This window comes from Candidatus Tisiphia endosymbiont of Melanophora roralis (assembly GCF_964026575.1).
Classification (GTDB): Bacteria; Pseudomonadota; Alphaproteobacteria; order Rickettsiales; family Rickettsiaceae; genus Tisiphia.
The window spans coordinates 477,824-495,875 of record NZ_OZ032161.1 but is presented as its reverse complement, the minus strand read 5'-3'; the positions used below and the strand labels follow the sequence as shown (position 1 = coordinate 495,875).

Below are 18,052 nucleotides of genomic sequence, written 5' to 3'. Positions count from 1 at the left end.
TATAATGAAAAAACTTATTTTCTATTTAAGCATAGGGTTATTGTTTAATACATCCTCACTGGCAGATACCAAATGCTTTTTGGTTAAAGAAAATGATAAAACTATCAAACAAGAAGGTGATTGTGCATCACGCTATGCACCTTGCTCAACGTTCAAAATCGCCATTAGTTTAATGGGATATGAAGAAGGATTGCTAGTTGATGAGACTCATCCTGAGTTACCATTTAAAGAAGGTTATGTAGATTGGCTTGACAGGTGGAAACAACCCCACAATCCAACAACATGGATGCAAAATAGTTGTGTTTGGTATTCTCAAGTTTTGACGCAAAAGCTTGGGATGAGTAAATTCAAAGACTATGTTATAAAATTTAACTATGGGAATCAAAATGTTTCAGGTGATAAAGGTAAAAACAATGGATTAACGAATTCATGGCTATCCAGTTCGTTGGAAATTTCACCTGAAGAGCAAGTCGTGTTCTTACAGAATCTTATTGATAACAAATTACCAATAAGTCTTAAAGCTCATGAAATGACAAAAAATATACTCTTTGTGGAGGAACTACCAAGCGGCTGGAAACTTTATGGGAAAACAGGCAACGGTTCTCAGCTTAATAAAAATAGAACTAAGAAGTTAGACCTCCAGCAAGGATGGTTTGTTGGTTGGATTCAAAAAGATAATAGGACTATTGTATTTGTAAACCATATTACAGATGACAGTAAGCAAGACACTTATGCAAGCCTACGTGCTAAAGAAGAGGCAAAAGAAAAATTACTACATTTGATTAAAGACTGAGCAAAAATGATTTGAAAAATTAGCTTTCGTGAAGATTTTGTTTTTATGAGTAGCTCTATACTTTTCTAATTAATTTTCAGGTTGGGTAGTATTAGGCACAGGATCATATCCTCCTTGACAGAAAGGATTACACCTAATTATTCTCTTAATAAATAACCATAATCCTTTAATATTACCATGCATTCTTATTGCTGATCTAGCATATTCTGAACATGATGGATCAAAACGACAATTATCACCAAGTAGGGGGGAAATAAAGAATTGATAAAATCTAATAAGTATGAGTAACAAATTAAAGCGATGTTTCATTTTGATCATGGTTACCTCAAAAAGAGTATACTCAAATGATCCTACGAGTTGGATTTGAAAATGAATGGTGAGCATGCGAACCCATGATATTTTCAAATCCAATTCTTCAAATCGTTTTAGTATATTACTTACTTTGCAGTTTTTGGTTTTGAGTCTTTACGTCCATTGCAGGCAGATTTTAGTTTTTCACCAGCAGAGAACTTAGGTTGAACGTAAGCTTCAATTTTAAGAGGCTGACCAGTTCTAGGATTTTTGCCAGCTCTAGCTGCTACTTTACTAGAGTAAAACTTACCAAAGCCAATCAGTATTACGTCTTTACCTTCAGCAAGAATAGAAGTAACTGCATTGGTAAATGTATTTATAATCTTTTCAGCTTCAACTTTAGTACAATTTTGTTGGTTTGCTATATAATCAATGAATTCACCTTTGTGCATAAATTTTTCCTTTAAGTGAGTTAGTTTAATTTAATTCAGCTAATGATAGCTTGCCTATCAGGTAAAGATATAGATATAGATGTTGTAAATCAATAATTATTAGCTATTAAAGTTATCTATATTATAAAATATTTTCACTTTACGTTTCTTTTTGATATTATTAACACAGATATCTATTTGTTGTTACTGGTTGTCAAGCATCATCATATAAGCATTCAAGCAGGGCAATTTAAAAGCCACAAATAATGATAGAAAAGTTTGTTTTAAAATGCATAAATGTCTATTAACGAAGAGCCGCAAAGCGGTGACGCTAATAGACGTCTTGTACTTTTCTACAATAGACTTCTTTCGAAACTCGCTTATGCTGAGGGATTTGAAGGAGACGCGGAACCTCGACCCGCAGCGTACTCTAATGTCACACTACTGGACAAAAGAGATGGGGTGGTTGCAAGAGCTAGTAAATAGAGTATTTTAGATTGAACACAAAAAAATCTGTGGTACTCTATGTTACTAGCCGAATTACTATATAATCATTTTGAGATGAAAGATTCAAGACTAAATACGTTCAAGAGATGGGATATCGAGGCAGCCTTTAAAGGGTGCAAAAGTAATGGTTTTAGAATGGAAGATACGCATATAAAGAGTAAAGTGCGATTAGAGAATTTTATAAAATGTTTATTTATAGCATATGCAATGGCAATAAAAATAGGAGCAATTGGAGAGCAAGAGCAACCGATAAAAATGAAGAAAACGCTAGGATGTAGGAGTTATTCTGTACTACAGTTAGGTATAAGATCAATTAAACAAGCTTATAGTCGTTCTAAGCAATTTTTTGATTCCTTAATCATAAAATTGTTTAAGTTACACTTTGTGCAACCAACCTAACCTTTTTGTCCAGTAGTGTGACTCTAATGTACGTGAGGAGCAGAGTACCGGTATCACGTACAAATCACCAGCAGAAGTAGAGTTTCGAAAGAAGTCTAATTTTTAAATTGCCATGGGGGTTATGCGTAAGGTGTGAGTAACTAATACTTCAATACTTCTTGTAGCACTTTAAATTAAACTCGATAATCACAAGGCAAGTTTACACCAAAAAGGTATAAGCTAAAGTAAGAAAGGTAAAAAATGCAAATGAATCAGTTATGGTGGTTAAGAATACACCTGAGCCAGTGGCGGGATCAATATTTAAATAATGTAGAGTAATTGGTATTACTGAGCCAAAAAGACCAGCAATTAGAAAAGTTAGGATAACGGCTATGGAAAAAATCAAGCTAAGATTTGGATCAGAAAGCATGGCTAAGCTTAATAGCGCCCCAACTAAGGCCAGTATAGAGCCGTTAAATCCGCATACAGCTATTTCTTTAAGAATCACTCTCAGCACGTTATTATGGTGAATATCTTTGTTGGCAAGTGCTCTCACTGTCACTGTCATGGCTTGTGTGCCGGCATTCCCTCCCATAGAAGCAACAATAGGCATAATAGCTGCTAGTGTTATAAGTTTTGAGATTGTAGTACTAAACTGGTTAATAATTATCGATGTCATACAAGCAGTAATTAAATTGACAAATAACCAAGGGAATCTATGTCTCACAGTATAAAATAGATTGTAAAATGTATCTTGAGTATGAACGCCACCGAGTGACATTATATCTTTTTCTGTTTGTTGTTCAATGATGTAAAGCATACTATCTATTGAAACAGTACCTATCAACTTGCCACTTTTATTCACCACTGGTACAATTGTTAGAGCATATTGTTTAAAAATAAAACTTAACTCACTTAAATTAGTAAATACATCGGTAATTTTAAATTCAGGATTCATAAGATCTTTTACTAACTTATCCCCTTTATACTTAAGTAAAGTGCTTAGAAGTATACTACCTATAGGTCGGTATTTACTGTCGAGTACAATAGCAGCATGAAAATCTTGTGCTATATGTTTGTGTCTAATAAAATCTATAGCCGTGGCTACTGTCCAATCTTCTTGAAATGACACAAAATTTCTTTCGATTACCCTACCAACAGTATCTTCTGGGTAAGTACAGCCTTCTATAATTTGCTGTCTTTTTTCTGCTTTGAGATTATTTAAGATCATTTCTTTTGTTAGATCATCAAAATCCTCGATAACTTCAACAGCATCTTCTATAGCAAGTTGATTAATTAGCTGTACACTTTTCTGTACACCTAAAATTTGCATTATAAGTGGTTTACTGTTCACGCTAAGTTGTACTAAAGTTTCAGGCTTTAGTGTATCCTGTAACAAAGGAAGAATTGTTTTATATGTTTTCTGATTTATATTATCTAAAACATCTGCAAGATCTGCATAGTGTAGATTACTCATAATCTCTATTGCTTTGCCAAATTCATCATTATTCAGAAGATTATTAATATGCTCAAATGTTTCGTCAAATTGGTTTTGATGAACCGACAACATATTTTTTGATTGATTTTGCATAACTCCTCGTTTGAGTATACTGCTATGATTTCAAGAGTTAGTACGAAGGTCAACTTCAAGAAGAGCTAGGCAGTAGCAAAGTCGAGCAGCAGAGCATACATGAGTAACGGAGCAGCTTCGATTTTTAGATACGACGACCTTAATTCTTGAAGTTCACCGAGTATACTCAAATGATTTGAGTATATATACTGAATTTTCTAAAAGTACCCTCAATAGCCAAGAAGGATGAGTCACTTGTATTCTAACATGTTAGGTTTTATAAGACAACTAAGTTGAGAGTATATAGAAAACTGGTGCGGTCGAGAAGACTTGAACTTCCACTCTGTTAAGAACAGCCCCCTCAAAGCTGTGCGTCTACCAATTTCGCCACGACCGCAATTAATAATAAGTTTTTAATAAAATTATTCCTGTAGCCTAAATAATTTTGGTTAATCCAAATAGTGTATATAACAAATTATTCTACTAATATCAATATATATACTCGAATGATCCTACGAATTGGATTTGAAAATACGCGAATTCGGGATAAGAATTTGTCAATTCTTATCCCGAATTAGGTAAAATGCATAACTGTTGAAAGTTAAAAAACCGTCTATTAGCGAGCGAACATACGTGAGCGCGGCAATCCATGAATCTTGTCATATAGACGGTTTTTTTTAACTTTCAACAGTTGTGGGCGAATACCCCGCAAGTATTTGCAAGAGCCAATTCTTCAAAGTATTCAAGTATCCGAGTCAATTTGCAGTCAATTGAATAACAAAATTTGGCATTACTTCTTGCTCAGTTGCTGCAATTTCCAAATGGTACATTTTTTCTTCAATAGTATGATACTGGTTATGAAACTTTGTAGCATTACCTGTTAATACTAAAGCTGAATTAATTCCTACTTTATTTGCCCCTAAAATATCAGTATAGAAAGTATCGCCTATCATAAGAATACGTTTCAATGCAATATTTGGTAATTGGTTTAATACTTTATGATATATTTCTATATAGGGTTTGCCGGTAAAAATTACTTCACCACCAAATTGTTTTATTTTTGCAGCAAAGTATCCAGCACAATATCTCTGTACTCCTTGTTGCCTAATTCCAAGATCTGGGTTTGCACATATGCTAATCATGTTTCTTTTAACTGCAGTTTTTAATAAATCGTCAAACTCATCTAAATTTAAATTTTTTTCTTCATCACGATAAAGCGTTAACAGCAAAATATTAGCTTCATTTATGTTTGTGGTGGTAGGTGTCTGTAATCCCTCCATAAGATCATTACTTTCTTGACCAAGATGATAAACTATAGGATTTTTTATACCAAATCTTTTATCACTTTCTAGTATCATATCAATTGCTACTTCACCAGAACTAATAATCATTTCTTTCGTTGCGTTAATGCCCCAGCTGTTAATTTTGGTAAATAAGGAAAATGTGTTGCGTGGGGCATTAGTAACAAAAAAAACTTTCTTTTGTTGTTTAAGTATCTTGTTAATATTGTCAACTACTCCGGGATAAATTTGGTTACCTTCTACTACCACTCCCCAAAGATCAAATAAAAAAACATCATAATCATCTATTACAGATGAAATATGTCTAAAATCTAGTTTTGTCATTTTACACACTATACTTATAGGATAATCTGATGATAATAGACAATAGATATTTTTAGTAAAATATATTTGTTAAAAATTGTAGGGTAATTTAAAAGCCCACCCTAAAAAATCTCTCATAAAAAAATAAATTATGTTAACAAATTATTTTGGTTTCCTTAGAAAGGTTGGAATATCATGGATATCAACTTCTATATTATCCTTCTGAGGAATAGGCGGTGTAGGCTTTTTTATTTGCTCCTGAGTTTGAGTAGTATTAGATCTGAGTGAATTCCACATTCTACTTAGTAAAGATGATTTTGCATCATTACTGCTTATAGTTTGCTGATTTAGCATATCAATTGATGTTGCTTGAACACTTAAATTTAAATGTTGTGTTTCAGAATCCACTAAACTAGGCTTTTCGCCAGTATATTGAGCAAAATCTGGAATTTCTTCTAATATTGTTGTTTCTATCGAATTGGACTGACTATCCATCTGTTCAGAACTCGTAGTAGTACTTGCTATTAATTCAATAGGTTGGGATTTGCTACTTATTGAGTGATCAGCATCAATACCAGTAGCAACTACCGATACTCTAATAACACCATTTAATTCTGGATTAAACGTAGAGCCGAAAATAATATTAGCATCGCTATCACCCACTTCTTCTCTAATTCTATTAGCAGCACTATCAACTTCAAATAATGTCATATCCGTACCACCAGTAATGTTAATTAAAACCCCCCTAGCACCACGCATTGAGTTATGATCTAATAATGGGTTAGAGATAGCTGCTTCAGCAGCTTTAACTGCCCTATCCTCGCCAGAGGATTCCCCAGTACCCATCATAGCTTTACCCATTTCGCTCATCACCGTTCTAATGTCGGCAAAATCTAGATTGATAAGCCCTGGCATGATCATCAAATCAGTAACCCCTCTAACTCCAGCATGTAATACATCATCTGCCATTTTAAAGGCATCTGCAAATGTAGTACTCTCATTTGCTATACGAAATAAATTTTGATTCGGTATTACTATCAAAGTATCAACAAATTTCTGTAAATCTAGTAAACCTTGCTCGGCAGTTCTAATCCTATGCTTTCCTTCAAAATGAAAAGGATTAGTTACCACTCCGACAGTAAGAATTCCTAGTTCCTTGGCTATCTTTGCAACGACCGGAGAAGCACCTGTACCAGTGCCTCCACCCATCCCGGCAGTGATAAACACCATATTGCTACCCTCTAAGTATCCTTTAATCTCGTCAGCTGATTCTTCAGCGGCTAAAGCACCAATCTCTGGAGATGCACCAGCTCCAAGACCCTTAGTAATAGCAACTCCTAACTGTATTTTATTATCACATAAAGAATGTTCCAGTGATTGTGCATCAGTATTAGCAACGACAAAATTTGCTCCTTGTAATTTTGCAAGTACCATATTATTTACCGCATTACCACCAGCTCCCCCAACACCAAATACTGTAATAACTGGTTTAAGAACTATATTCTCTGGTGCTTTGAAATGTAAAGCCATAATAATACTCTACCTGTTAAATTAAATTGTTGTTAGTATAGTAAAGAATACAAAAATTTCCACCAAAAAATATACTTATAGGCATCACCCTAATTATACCATATTTTCTGCTAGCACTAAGCTATCAAACTCTTCACCTGATAAAAAATTTAATTTTATAGCCGCTTCTCTTAAAGTTATGCCTTCTTGATAGGCTTTTTTTGCAATCTTTGCTGCATTATCATAGCCTATATGTGGATTTAATGCTGTTATTAACATTAGCGATTGTTCTCTGAGCTTATTAATACGTTCTATATTGGGTACTAGCCCATCAATACAGTGTGTAACAAAACTATTGATGCTAGAAGACATTAAGTCTATTGACTGCAAAATATTATATATTATAACAGGCTTAAAAGTATTTAGCTCGAGACAACCGTTTGATCCGGCTACAGTTACTGCAAGATTATTTCCCATGACCTGAACACAAACCATAGTTAATGCTTCAATTTGTGTTGGGTTGACCTTACCTGGCATAATTGACGAACCAGGTTCATTTTCTGGTAGATGTAATTCACCAAAACCACATCTTGGCCCTGATCCGAGCAGTCTAATATCATTAGCAATTTTCATTAAACTTACCGCTATAGTATTTAGGGTACTAGAGAATTCTACTAATGCGTCATGAGTAGCTAGTGCTTCAAATTTATTAGCAGCACTTTTGAACGGATAGTTAGTATATGAGGCAACTTTATCAGAAAATTTTATCGCAAATTCTTTACGGCAATTAATACCAGTACCTACTGCAGTGCCACCTTGTGCCAAGAAATATACTCTTTTTAGTGATTCTTCAACCCGTTCTATAGCATATGCCACTTGTGCTACATATCCAGAAAATTCTTGTCCAAGAGTTATAGGTGTAGCATCCTGCAGATGAGTACGCCCTATCTTAACTATTTTATTCCAAGCTTGAGCTTTGGTATTTAACGCCGAATGCAGACTTGTTAAGGCTGGAATCAATTGTTGCTTACTAGCAAGTACGGTTGCTATATGCATAGCAGTTGGGAAGGAGTCGTTGGATGATTGTGCCATATTCACGTGATCATTGGGGTGAATTGGTGATTTACCACCCTTTTTACCTACTAGCTGTTCATTACCAATAGAGGCGATTACTTCATTCATATTCATATTAGTCTGTGTACCAGACCCGGTCTGCCATACTACTAAAGGAAATTGAACATCAAATTCCCCATCTAATATTCTAGTGGTAGCTTGATCTATTGATTCTGCTATTTCAGGCTTAAGATCACCTAATTCCTTATTGACCTTTGCTGCACATTTTTTTAAAATTGCCAGTGCCTTAATCAATTGGATAGGCATTTTTTGATTACCTATCTTAAAATTTTCAAGAGACCTTTGAGTTCCCGCACCCCAGTAAAATTGATCATCTACTTTAATTTCTCCAAATGAATCAGTTTCAATTCTATAATTTTTCATAACAATCTTTTCCTTTTCCTACCTATCTGTATTAAGAGTCTATTCACCCTAATTCGGGATAAGAATTATAATTCTTATCCCGAATTAGCTGTGATATAAAGAAAAATGTACTCTTGAAGCGGCTGACGCGAGTACATTTTAACTTTTTTACCGTTCAATAGATGATTTTAATAATTAAAATCATCTATTGAACGCAAATGATATTTTAACAATCAGGTGGGCAGCCGCTTCAAACCTGATTGTTTCTATATATACAGCCGAATTTGGGATAACCTGTTATCCCGAATTCGCGTTATTCATCTGCCCAAGTTTTTGACTTACCTTCTTCATTCAAAGGATTGCCTGCATCATCAGTAACTAAAGATTGCTCAGCAAACTTAAAGAAAAAAGCCATAGTTGTGTTATCAGGCGTTTCTACAAATATAGCTCCATCTTGATAAATACCATTATTTTTACTTTGCGACATCATTAAAGAAGTACCTTGGTTCATATGTATATCATGTATACCTCTAGGAGGTAGATGATTATATGTTTGTCTTAGATGTAAGCCATAAGGTATCTCTTGTATTGTTTCACTATTATAATACGATTCACCTAAAATACACACTTTTGCACCACATATAAGATATTGGTCTAACAAAGCTGATATTTCTTGCCATGATTTTGGTAGTATATTCTTTAAATCAGCTACTTTTAAAATTCCACTACGAAGATAATCAAGCCTAGAAGTGCTAGGTAACTTATCCAAACTAAACAATCCTTCATTTCCTAGTTTATTTAAATTAGTTAATAGTTCATTACTAAACTGATCGGTATAGTACACCTTAACATTAGATATCGAATCGGACTGAGTATCTATATTTACTTGATAGTCTAATCCATTAGCTTGTACTATAAGATTATGATGAGTCATTGTGTGTTTTATATGATCTTCTAAATCCTGTGATACGATTCCCTTTAAACACGAATAATTTTTTAACATACTAATAACCTTTTTATACAGAGTAGATTTGCTCACTCTACTATAGAAGCTTGTGAAGTGCTACCGTATTTTAAATTCTTTATATTTAAATTACTTGACTCTTTTTCCTACTATATTATACTTATAATTCGATAATCAAGTTTTTCCTTAACTGTCTATTAGCAAGAAGCGGCGTCGTGGCAATCTTTTGAAGTAATACTTGTCCCCACTTCACAAGATAGAAACAATCAGGTTTGAAGCGGCTGCCCACCTGATTGTTAAAATATAATACTCCATTCAATATGTGATTTTAATTATTAAAATCACATATTGAATGATGAAAAAAGTTAAAATGCACTCGCGTCAGCCGCTTCAAGAGTGCATTTTTCCTTATAACAAAGCAAGTATCGATATAAGAATTAATTAATTCTTATATCGAACTGAGGTTACCTACGATCCACAACTGTCGAAAGTTCGAAGAGGAAGCGGTTTTAGGCAGGGCAGTTTAAAAGTTGTATGTGGTCAACGTCTATTATCGAAAAGACCGTAGGTCGACGAAGCAATCCAAAAAGTAACCAAAATGGGTTGCTTCGTCGACTTATGCTTCCTCGCAATGACGCTAGGCTGTTTTTCCTATAACTTTTAAATTGCCATGGGGATTATGCGTAAGGTGAGTGATTAAGAAAGTTCAACTTATCAAATGTACTTCTTAATGTGGGAATGTAAGATCTAATATTATTATAAATTTTATCCGCTAGCTGCTCATCATAAGTATGAGAGGTAATATTTCTATCTAGCAGCATTTTTAACCACTCTTGTTCATGATCAATCAGATGTCCTTTAAATGCTTCTCTTAAAACATCTTTAGGATATTGCACTTCTACTCCTTTGCTTTCAAGAATTACCCTTAATAATTTCCAAAATAGTTCTATTGTAAACTCAAATCTTTGAATGGTAGCATCTATATTACTTCGATCTTCTAGCACGGGCTTAAATACAATATCTTCTAAAGATATTAAAGCTCTACTTAGCTTTGAAAAACCTAACTCTATTTTAGGATCTTTCATATAATTTCACCCCTTCTCGTATTATAGATAATTTTAAGTCTGATGAATCCTCTAATTCGTCAAGCCTTATACAATCTATTTTTAAGAGTGTATCAGCATTATCAACAATTTCTTGTAATTTCAACCAATCCTTAGTAGTAGCATTATGACATACTATAGCTAAATCAATATCTGCTCTATCCTGATTATCGTTCCTTGCCCTAGAACCAAATAACCAAACTTCCTCAACCACAATCTGTGATATTAAATCGTTATAAAATTTATAATCCTGAACTTTCATTTATTAATTCCATACTTTTTGTTTTTTTATTATATATCATATTTACCTTTTACCCAACACTCCCCAATGTTAAAAAATAAGGTACATGATCAGAGGGCATAAGCCAATTCCTAGCTTCTGATAAGGAGCTGACAGATAGCATCTTATCTTGTAAGTTAGAACTAGTCCAAATATGATCTAATCTACGTCCCCTATTAGATTTTTGCCAGTCTATATTTCTATAACTCCACCAAGTATAACATTTTTCATTATACGGTATGAAATAGCGGCTACTATCGATAAAACCTAAGGAAGCCTGTAATTCCAACAGAGTTGAACGCTCTATGTCTGTATGGCTAACAACATTACGTAATTGACGGCTAGACCATACATCATGCTCATGAGGGGCAATATTTAGGTCTCCCGTTATAATAATCTTACTATCTTTACTCCGATTATTGGTTAACCATTCTTGTATTAATTTTACGTATGCCAATTTATGTTTAAATTTTTCATTAACATTTACATCAGCTATATCACCACCAGCCGGTACATAAAAATTATGTATCTCAATACCTAAAACTTCTACTGCTACATGCCTTTTATTGCTATTATACAATTCAAGAATGAATTTATTGGTAAAAGGAAATTTTGATAAAATTGCTACTCCATTATAAGACTTCTCTCCTGAACAATATATATGCTGGTAGCCCATATCATTAATAGCTTGGTAAGGGAATAGTTCATTAATTGTTTTAATCTCCTGCAGTGATATAATATCAGGCTGATGTTCATCAATTAGCTTTTTGAGCAAACTAAGTCGCAAACGTACCGAATTAATATTCCAAGTTACTATTTTCATTTATTAAATCTCTCCAATATTTCCACTACAACATGCTTTAAAATTCTTAGAATTTTCGCCTCTGGGCTAAGATTCTTAGCTGCCCATTTCTTGATCCATGGTTCTATAAGCTGCCATACGTTAATTTCTGGATCAAGCTGCTGCCCTACCCCTTCTACTACTACTATAGTTTTCTGTAATAATAGCAATTGTGGTTGTACCTCCATGCCAAAATCTTCGGTGATTTTAAATAATTGTGCAAGTAACCTACCTATAGAAATATCTTTGACGACATATCCCATAATCGGTTCACTCACCGCTCTACACGCTTGAGCAAAAAGATTAAGATCGGTATTCTGAGGAATATAACCAGCCCTAAGATGGACAAGTGCTACTAACTTATAGTTTCTACTTAAAAAACCAAATAGGCTTTCAGCAATTGCCATTCTATCTTTATCAGATAACCTACCCATAATACCAAAATCTAGTAACACTATGCTACCATCCGACCTAACTAAAATATTGCCGGGGTGTAAATCTGCATGAAAGAAGCCATCTCTATATACTTGGTTAAAAAATATTGTAGCAAATCTTTGGGCTACTTTAGTTAGATCTAAGCCCTGCTCTATAAGCTTATCTCGAGCATAAATTGATATTCCATCTACCCATTCTGTGGTTATTATATATTCATGAGTCAGTTGCCAATAAACTTTAGGAATATATATATCAACATCATTTTGCAGATTATCAGAGAGTTCTGAAGCTGCCGCCGCTTCTAAACGTAAGTCAAGCTCAAATTTCATAGTAGTATTAAATACATCTATTACCGCTACTGGTTGCAGTCTTTTAAATTTTATAAATATTCTTGCTACTAGTTTAGCAAGAATATATAAAAGTTTAATATCCTTATTATATGTATGATGAATTCTCGGGCGTAATATTTTTACTGCAACGAATTCACCAGACTTCAACTTAGCTCTGTGTACTTGAGAAATCGAAGCTGCTGCAATTGGTATATCCTCAAAGACGGAGAATAACTCATCGGTACTTTGACCAAAAGACTCATCAATAATCTTTCGTGCTATACTACTACTAAAAGGTGGCAACTTATCTTGAAGAGACTGCAAATAACTGGCAATCTTAACTCCTATAAGATCCGGTCTTGTGGAAAGAGTTTGGCCAAATTTTATATAAACAGGACCTAATTTTTTAAAACAATCAGTTAACCTTATAGCAAAATCATCTTTTGGTGTTTTAAATAGACCAATTGGATAAACTACTATGGTTATCACCCAGCCAAGAATTTTTAACCTAGATGGTAATCTTATTATACCAGGATAAGTCAGTATTTGCTGCTTGCTTACCACTCTTAATATATATAAAAAATTCAATAATAAGCTAATCATATATACTCAAATGATTTGAAGTTTTAAGCTACTTGCCTAAGCAGTAAAACATCCGCTAAATTCCTTGGGATTAAGTACTTAAAAAAACGTTGTATTACAATTTACTGTGCTTTAGTATTTATAAACTTGACGGCAAATTGTAGTCCCCTATCATCAATAGAATGCATAAGATTTGGTATCTTGTAATTACTATGATCAATATTATATTTCTGTAAATATTCTATTATCTCGTCCATGCTACTTACATCAACCACATCGTCTAATTCGCCATGTATTACGCAAACTGGCGTAGTTTTATTGATACATTCTAATGGGGCGATTAATTTACCAGAAAATCCTACCACACAAGCAAAAGGCTCTTTTTGTACCAAATTTAAATACAGTCCCATCATAGTGCCTTGTGAAAAACCAATTATGATAGTATCTTTATTAGTTAAATTTAGTTCAGCTTGTTTTTTTTGAATTATCTTTGTAACTAAACCACTATTTTTAGCAACTAATTCCCCTATTACATAAGGAGTACGATCATTTAGACTAAACCATTGTCTACCATACGGTGCATTATCAAATTTTTCAACTCCATGCGGCGAAATAAAATGACAATCTAGCAATTCCTTAGATATAAAGGGAACTAAGCTTATTAAGTCATGCCCATCTGAACCAAGCCCATGTAACAATACAACAAGCTTTTTACATTGACCATTCAAACTTTTTACTTCTGGGTAAGATAATATTTCATTTTTAATCATTTTTTAAGCTCTTAAAAAGTTTCCACAGGGGTAACACCCCGTTAACCTAGACGATGCACACAAAATTAGTAAGATGCATACAACTTTTAGTTAAACGTCATTGCGAGAAGCCACTTTAGTGGCGACACTGCAATCCAAATTACTTATTATATTTTTTGTGGATTGCTTCGTCGGCTCATGCCTCCTCGCTAATAGACGTATTTTTTAATAATTCTAAAAAACTTGATTATCGAGTATTAGGCATTTTCTTTTCAAATATTCTCCTTCAACCAAATTAGAAATTTTTTAAACCAACTAGTATCGTTATTATCATTAATATTAAAATTATTTTTTTGTATTTTTAAAGATTGATTTTTTACCATACCTATAGAAGTGGAGTATATATGGGGATTATAATCTTCAGCAAAACCTGGTAAGACCTCTGGTTTACCAATTCGTACTTGTTTTTCAAAAATTTTGCTTGCCAGTTCTTTTACTCCTCGGAGCATTGCCCCACCGCCGGTAATAACAATGCGATAAGCGATCATATTGCCTGCAACAACTCTGTCATATTCTGCTTGAACCATCAATAATATTTCTTCTACTCTTGGATTAATAACAGATGCAAGATATTTTGAAGTAATTGTTGGTCTGCCGCTATCAGGAATCTCCATTTCAGAATCTTCTAAACTAATAACACTATCTTTATCAAAAGAAGATGGCATAGCATTACCATGAAGAATTTTAAGTTTTTCTGCAATATCAAGGCTTACTGAAAAGACTTTTGCTATGTCAGATGTAATATGAAAGCTACCTATATCTATGTAGCTTGTATATAGTAATTTACCTGAGACGAATACACCAAATGAGGTAGTTCTAGCACCCATATCAATTATAATAGAGCCAAGAGTTTTTTCATCTTTTGAAAGACAAGCAATTCCCGAAGCGTAAATTGCTAATATAATATTATTTATTTCAACATGACATTTTGCAAAACAATTGGTAATATTCATCAGCATATTAGAATTTGCTGTAATAATATGTAATTCACACCCTAATTCTTTGCCAAACATCCCAACTGGATCTTCAATAGCATTATTATCGTCAAGAATAAATTCTATAGGAAAATAATGAATAATTTCTTGGTCTTTAAGCTTGAACTCCAATAGGGCTTTTTTGATAAGTTTTTTGATATCTTGCTGTGAGATTGGCTGATTAGAAAGTTTTATTTTATTATTTATGTAATAAGACTTAGTGCCATAGCCTGTTAGTGATATAGTTATTTTTTTTATGTTTTTACCGCAATCTTTTTCTAATGCATAAATCGCCCCGACTATGCTATTTTCTGCCTCTTTTAAATCTAATATAACTCCTGATTTAATGCCTTTTGAGTAATACAGATTTTGGCTTATTATTTTTGCTTCCTCTCTTTTGTCAATATATGCCGCAATGCAAGCTATTTTACTACTGCCAAGGTCAAGAGTAACAAAGTTAGACAATTTGGCTTTCATAATTTTTAATATTTTTCCATATAAACTTTAGTCGAATCTCGTAAATCTATAATTTTATAGTTCTGATTAAATAATATATTTTTCATATCCAATCCTGCAAGATAATCTAAAGCATGTTCAAACCCTAAGTCCGGCATTTTAACAGTAATACCTTGCTCTAGATTTAAATCCCAACGTCTTCCTCCATAACGTACAGAAGAGATAATTTTTTTAGCTAATTCAGGGTGTTTAGCTAAATCCTGAATTAATTTGCTAGTATAAATATTAGCATCCGATCCCACAACATGCAAAAGATTAGAGAAACTACCTATATTATTGGTAATTTTATATCCTTCTTGATCAATAAGAAAAATTTGCCCGTTAATCTGCCAAATAGCAATGGGTATCCTCTCAATTAGTCTTATGTAAAGAGTATTAGGTAATCTTCTCTCAATAATTGAGACATTTTTAATCCAAGGATTGCGTCTTAAATTACTTTTTATTGAATCCAAATCTAAAGAAAAAATAGCTGTACCCTTATCGGCATTTAAAGTAGCCAATATATCTTCTTCCTGAATATTATATTGCCCTTCTATTAAAACATTTTCAAGCCTAAAACCAAGATCAGAAGTGAACTCGTAAATATATTGGGCAATTTCTTGTTTTACAGAAGTAAAATAGTTGGTGAAGAAAAATAAAGAAAGAAAAACTACTAGGATAATTTTAATAAACAATACCACCCTAACATACACCACTCCAATCTTTCGTCGCAGCGGTATATTAGCTTTTTTTTTCTTATTAAACATCTTATTCTTTTTCATGGGTCAATGCTTGCTGTTTCTAAAATTTTTTCAATTAGCGAGCAAAAATCTATTCCCTGTGAAGCAGCTATTTCTGGTACAATCGATAAAGGGGTCATACCAGGATGAGTGTTAATTTCTAGAGCAAAAAATTCATTTGTGCTTTCATCCAAAATAAACTCTGCTCTAATTGCACCTCGGCAATGCATGATTTTATATATTCTTTCAGACTCTTCTAGTAACTTATTATACATATTCTGTGGTAATGGAGCTGGGCATAAATGCTGTGCTAACCCTTCTGTGTACTTAGTATCATAATCATAAAACCGCCGTTTTAGGAGTTTTATTTCCAATACCCCTAAGGCTTCACCGTTTAAAACGGCGACCTGCATTTCTCTCCCCTTAATATATTCCTCAATCATTACTTCACCATAAGGAAAATCATAATCAGCAAAGTTAAAATCATCCTCAACAAATATCACCTCAACACCAATACTTGATCCCTGTGTAATAGGTTTTATAACGTACGGTCTTGGCATAGGGTCGTTGGTAATATTATCAGATTTATTAACTACAATATTCTTGGCTATCTTAATATCATTGGTAACAAACCATACTTTTGCATGTGTTTTACTAAATGCTAAAGAAGAAGCAAGAACGCCACTGTGAGTATAAGGAATCCGTAGGATATTTAGTAAGCCAGGAAGACAACCATCTTCACCATAAGTGCCATGTAAACAATTAAAAACTACATCAGGTTTTACCTGCAAAAGTACTGATGCAATATCTACTCCCATATCGATAAAAGTAACTTTATATCCACTATCTACCAAAGCTTTATTAACTGCAGAAGATGATACTAAAGAAATTTCTCGTTCAGCCGACATACCGCCACCTATTAGCGCCACGTGCTTTTTCCCTTTATTACTCAATATGGTAACCTTAGAATTCGCAATAAAGCTAGTATGATATTTATGCATATTTTCCTATTCGTTTAATCTCCCATTCTAGACTAATTCCACTATCTTCAAATACATTCTTTTTAACGAGATCACCTAGATCTTCTAAATCACGAGCAGAGCTATTACCATGGTTTATCATAAAATTACAATGTAGTTGCGACATAGAAGCCCCACCAATTCTGTATCCTCTCATACCAGCCTTGTCAATTAGTTGCCATGCTTTATGATTTTCTGGATTAGCAAATGTACTGCCGCTCGTCCGTTCTTTAATCGGCTGGGTTGCTAGCCTATTTTTATTTATTTCATCCATTTTTGCTAGGATCATCTCTCGCTCCCCAATAGTTGCCTTAAAGATAGCCCTAGTTATAATCAAATCTTTTGGTAAATTATTACCACGATACTTAAAACCTATCTTTTCGTTAGGGATTAGGATAAAATTTCCTCTAGAGTCTATTGCTTCAATTGCTATTATGATATCTTTAAACTCTGAACCATACGCCCCAGCGTTCATAACCACTCCACCACCTATAGTACCCGGTATACCAACCAAAAACTCAAACCCGGTAATTGCTTGACTTTGACAGAATTTTGCCAAATTATAGTTCAGGCAACCAGCTCCCACTGACAATTTGTTATCGCCTTGAAATCCTATATTAGTAAAATTTTGACCAAGTTTTACTACAACTCCATCTATACCACCATCTCTAATGATAATATTTGATCCAGCCCCTAAAACAGTTATTGACCTCTGTTGTTGGTTTTGTGATACAAAATTTGCTAAATCTTGTACATCTAATGGTTTAAACAAGACTTCAGCTGATCCACCAACTTTAAACCAAGTTAGATGACTTAAATTGTAATTATTTCTATATTCACCAACAGTCTTAGGTAATTTCATAATTATAAAATATCTCCCTTAATACCATAATACCCTACATTTTTCTATAATCATCATAGC

The 18,052-nt window shown here is 33.5% G+C and carries 18 protein-coding genes, 1 tRNA gene and 1 pseudogene; 3 read left to right on the top strand and 17 right to left on the bottom strand.

Features of this window, described 5'->3' with window-relative positions:
- Positions 1-4: 4 nt before the first annotated feature.
- Entirely contained in the window at positions 5-793 is a 789-nt protein-coding gene (gene blaOXA, locus AAGD53_RS02435; RefSeq protein ID WP_341763141.1) for a class D beta-lactamase, read from the top strand.
- A 69-nt stretch (positions 794-862) separates the two neighbouring features.
- Here blaOXA and yidD read toward each other — a convergent pair whose 3' ends face one another.
- Both yidD and AAGD53_RS02425 read right to left on the bottom strand, forming a co-directional pair.
- Positions 863-1,102 (bottom strand): membrane protein insertion efficiency factor YidD, encoded by a 240-nt coding sequence (gene yidD / locus AAGD53_RS02430; protein WP_341762207.1) that lies wholly within the window; start codon positions 1,100-1,102, stop codon positions 863-865.
- Between the two features lie 128 nt (positions 1,103-1,230).
- Positions 1,231-1,536 (bottom strand): HU family DNA-binding protein, encoded by a 306-nt coding sequence (locus AAGD53_RS02425; RefSeq protein WP_341752074.1) that lies wholly within the window; start codon positions 1,534-1,536, stop codon positions 1,231-1,233.
- A 276-nt stretch (positions 1,537-1,812) separates the two neighbouring features.
- Between AAGD53_RS02425 and AAGD53_RS02420 the strand changes: the two genes are divergently transcribed.
- Positions 1,813-2,001, top strand: coding sequence for a hypothetical protein (locus AAGD53_RS02420; protein ID WP_341763140.1), 189 nt, complete (start codon positions 1,813-1,815; stop codon positions 1,999-2,001).
- A gap of 39 nt (positions 2,002-2,040) precedes the next feature.
- Positions 2,041-2,421, top strand: a complete 381-nt coding sequence (locus AAGD53_RS02415; protein WP_341762580.1) for a hypothetical protein — start codon at positions 2,041-2,043, stop codon at positions 2,419-2,421.
- 199 nt (positions 2,422-2,620) lie between these two features.
- Here the strand turns inward: AAGD53_RS02415 and mgtE are convergent, their stop codons facing one another.
- The 15 genes and pseudogenes from mgtE to murB all read right to left on the bottom strand — a co-directional run bounded on the left by mgtE (position 2,621) and on the right by murB (position 17,992).
- Positions 2,621-3,991 (bottom strand): magnesium transporter, encoded by a 1,371-nt coding sequence (gene mgtE / locus AAGD53_RS02410; RefSeq protein ID WP_341763139.1) that lies wholly within the window; start codon positions 3,989-3,991, stop codon positions 2,621-2,623.
- 291 nt (positions 3,992-4,282) lie between these two features.
- Positions 4,283-4,367, bottom strand: a tRNA-Leu gene (locus AAGD53_RS02405).
- A 358-nt stretch (positions 4,368-4,725) separates the two neighbouring features.
- Positions 4,726-5,595, bottom strand: coding sequence for a TIGR01459 family HAD-type hydrolase (locus AAGD53_RS02400; protein WP_341763138.1), 870 nt, complete (start codon positions 5,593-5,595; stop codon positions 4,726-4,728).
- Positions 5,596-6,131: 536 nt separating this feature from the next.
- Positions 6,132-7,104, bottom strand: a pseudogene (gene ftsZ / locus AAGD53_RS02395) (cell division protein FtsZ); the annotation flags it as partial.
- Positions 7,105-7,197: 93 nt separating this feature from the next.
- Positions 7,198-8,580, bottom strand: a complete 1,383-nt coding sequence (fumC, locus tag AAGD53_RS02390) for a class II fumarate hydratase (protein WP_341763136.1) — start codon at positions 8,578-8,580, stop codon at positions 7,198-7,200.
- 292 nt (positions 8,581-8,872) lie between these two features.
- A complete protein-coding gene (locus tag AAGD53_RS02385; protein WP_341763135.1) occupies positions 8,873-9,562 on the bottom strand; it encodes a DUF2278 family protein in 690 nt (229 codons plus the stop codon).
- A gap of 638 nt (positions 9,563-10,200) precedes the next feature.
- Positions 10,201-10,608, bottom strand: a complete 408-nt coding sequence (locus AAGD53_RS02380; RefSeq protein WP_341762103.1) for an HI0074 family nucleotidyltransferase substrate-binding subunit — start codon at positions 10,606-10,608, stop codon at positions 10,201-10,203.
- A complete protein-coding gene (locus AAGD53_RS02375; RefSeq protein WP_341747307.1) occupies positions 10,595-10,888 on the bottom strand; it encodes a nucleotidyltransferase domain-containing protein in 294 nt (97 codons plus the stop codon). The genes AAGD53_RS02380 and AAGD53_RS02375 overlap by 14 nt, the downstream gene beginning before the upstream one ends.
- A gap of 49 nt (positions 10,889-10,937) precedes the next feature.
- Positions 10,938-11,729 carry an exodeoxyribonuclease III gene (gene xth / locus AAGD53_RS02370; protein WP_341762101.1) on the bottom strand — a complete coding sequence of 264 codons (792 nt, stop codon included), beginning with the start codon at positions 11,727-11,729 and terminating at the stop codon, positions 10,938-10,940.
- Positions 11,726-13,114, bottom strand: a complete 1,389-nt coding sequence (gene ubiB, locus AAGD53_RS02365) for a 2-polyprenylphenol 6-hydroxylase (protein ID WP_341763134.1) — start codon at positions 13,112-13,114, stop codon at positions 11,726-11,728. Before ubiB ends, xth begins: the two co-directional genes overlap by 4 nt.
- A gap of 101 nt (positions 13,115-13,215) precedes the next feature.
- Positions 13,216-13,863 (bottom strand): dienelactone hydrolase family protein, encoded by a 648-nt coding sequence (locus AAGD53_RS02360; protein ID WP_341763133.1) that lies wholly within the window; start codon positions 13,861-13,863, stop codon positions 13,216-13,218.
- 251 nt (positions 13,864-14,114) lie between these two features.
- Positions 14,115-15,353, bottom strand: a complete 1,239-nt coding sequence (gene ftsA / locus AAGD53_RS02355) for a cell division protein FtsA (RefSeq protein WP_341763132.1) — start codon at positions 15,351-15,353, stop codon at positions 14,115-14,117.
- Positions 15,354-15,358: 5 nt separating this feature from the next.
- A complete protein-coding gene (locus AAGD53_RS02350; protein ID WP_341763131.1) occupies positions 15,359-16,153 on the bottom strand; it encodes a cell division protein FtsQ/DivIB in 795 nt (264 codons plus the stop codon).
- A complete protein-coding gene (locus AAGD53_RS02345) occupies positions 16,150-17,112 on the bottom strand; it encodes a D-alanine--D-alanine ligase (RefSeq protein ID WP_341763130.1) in 963 nt (320 codons plus the stop codon). The genes AAGD53_RS02350 and AAGD53_RS02345 overlap by 4 nt, the downstream gene beginning before the upstream one ends.
- Positions 17,105-17,992 carry a UDP-N-acetylmuramate dehydrogenase gene (gene murB, locus AAGD53_RS02340; RefSeq protein ID WP_410521113.1) on the bottom strand — a complete coding sequence of 296 codons (888 nt, stop codon included), beginning with the start codon at positions 17,990-17,992 and terminating at the stop codon, positions 17,105-17,107. Before murB ends, AAGD53_RS02345 begins: the two co-directional genes overlap by 8 nt.
- Positions 17,993-18,052: the final 60 nt, after the last annotated feature.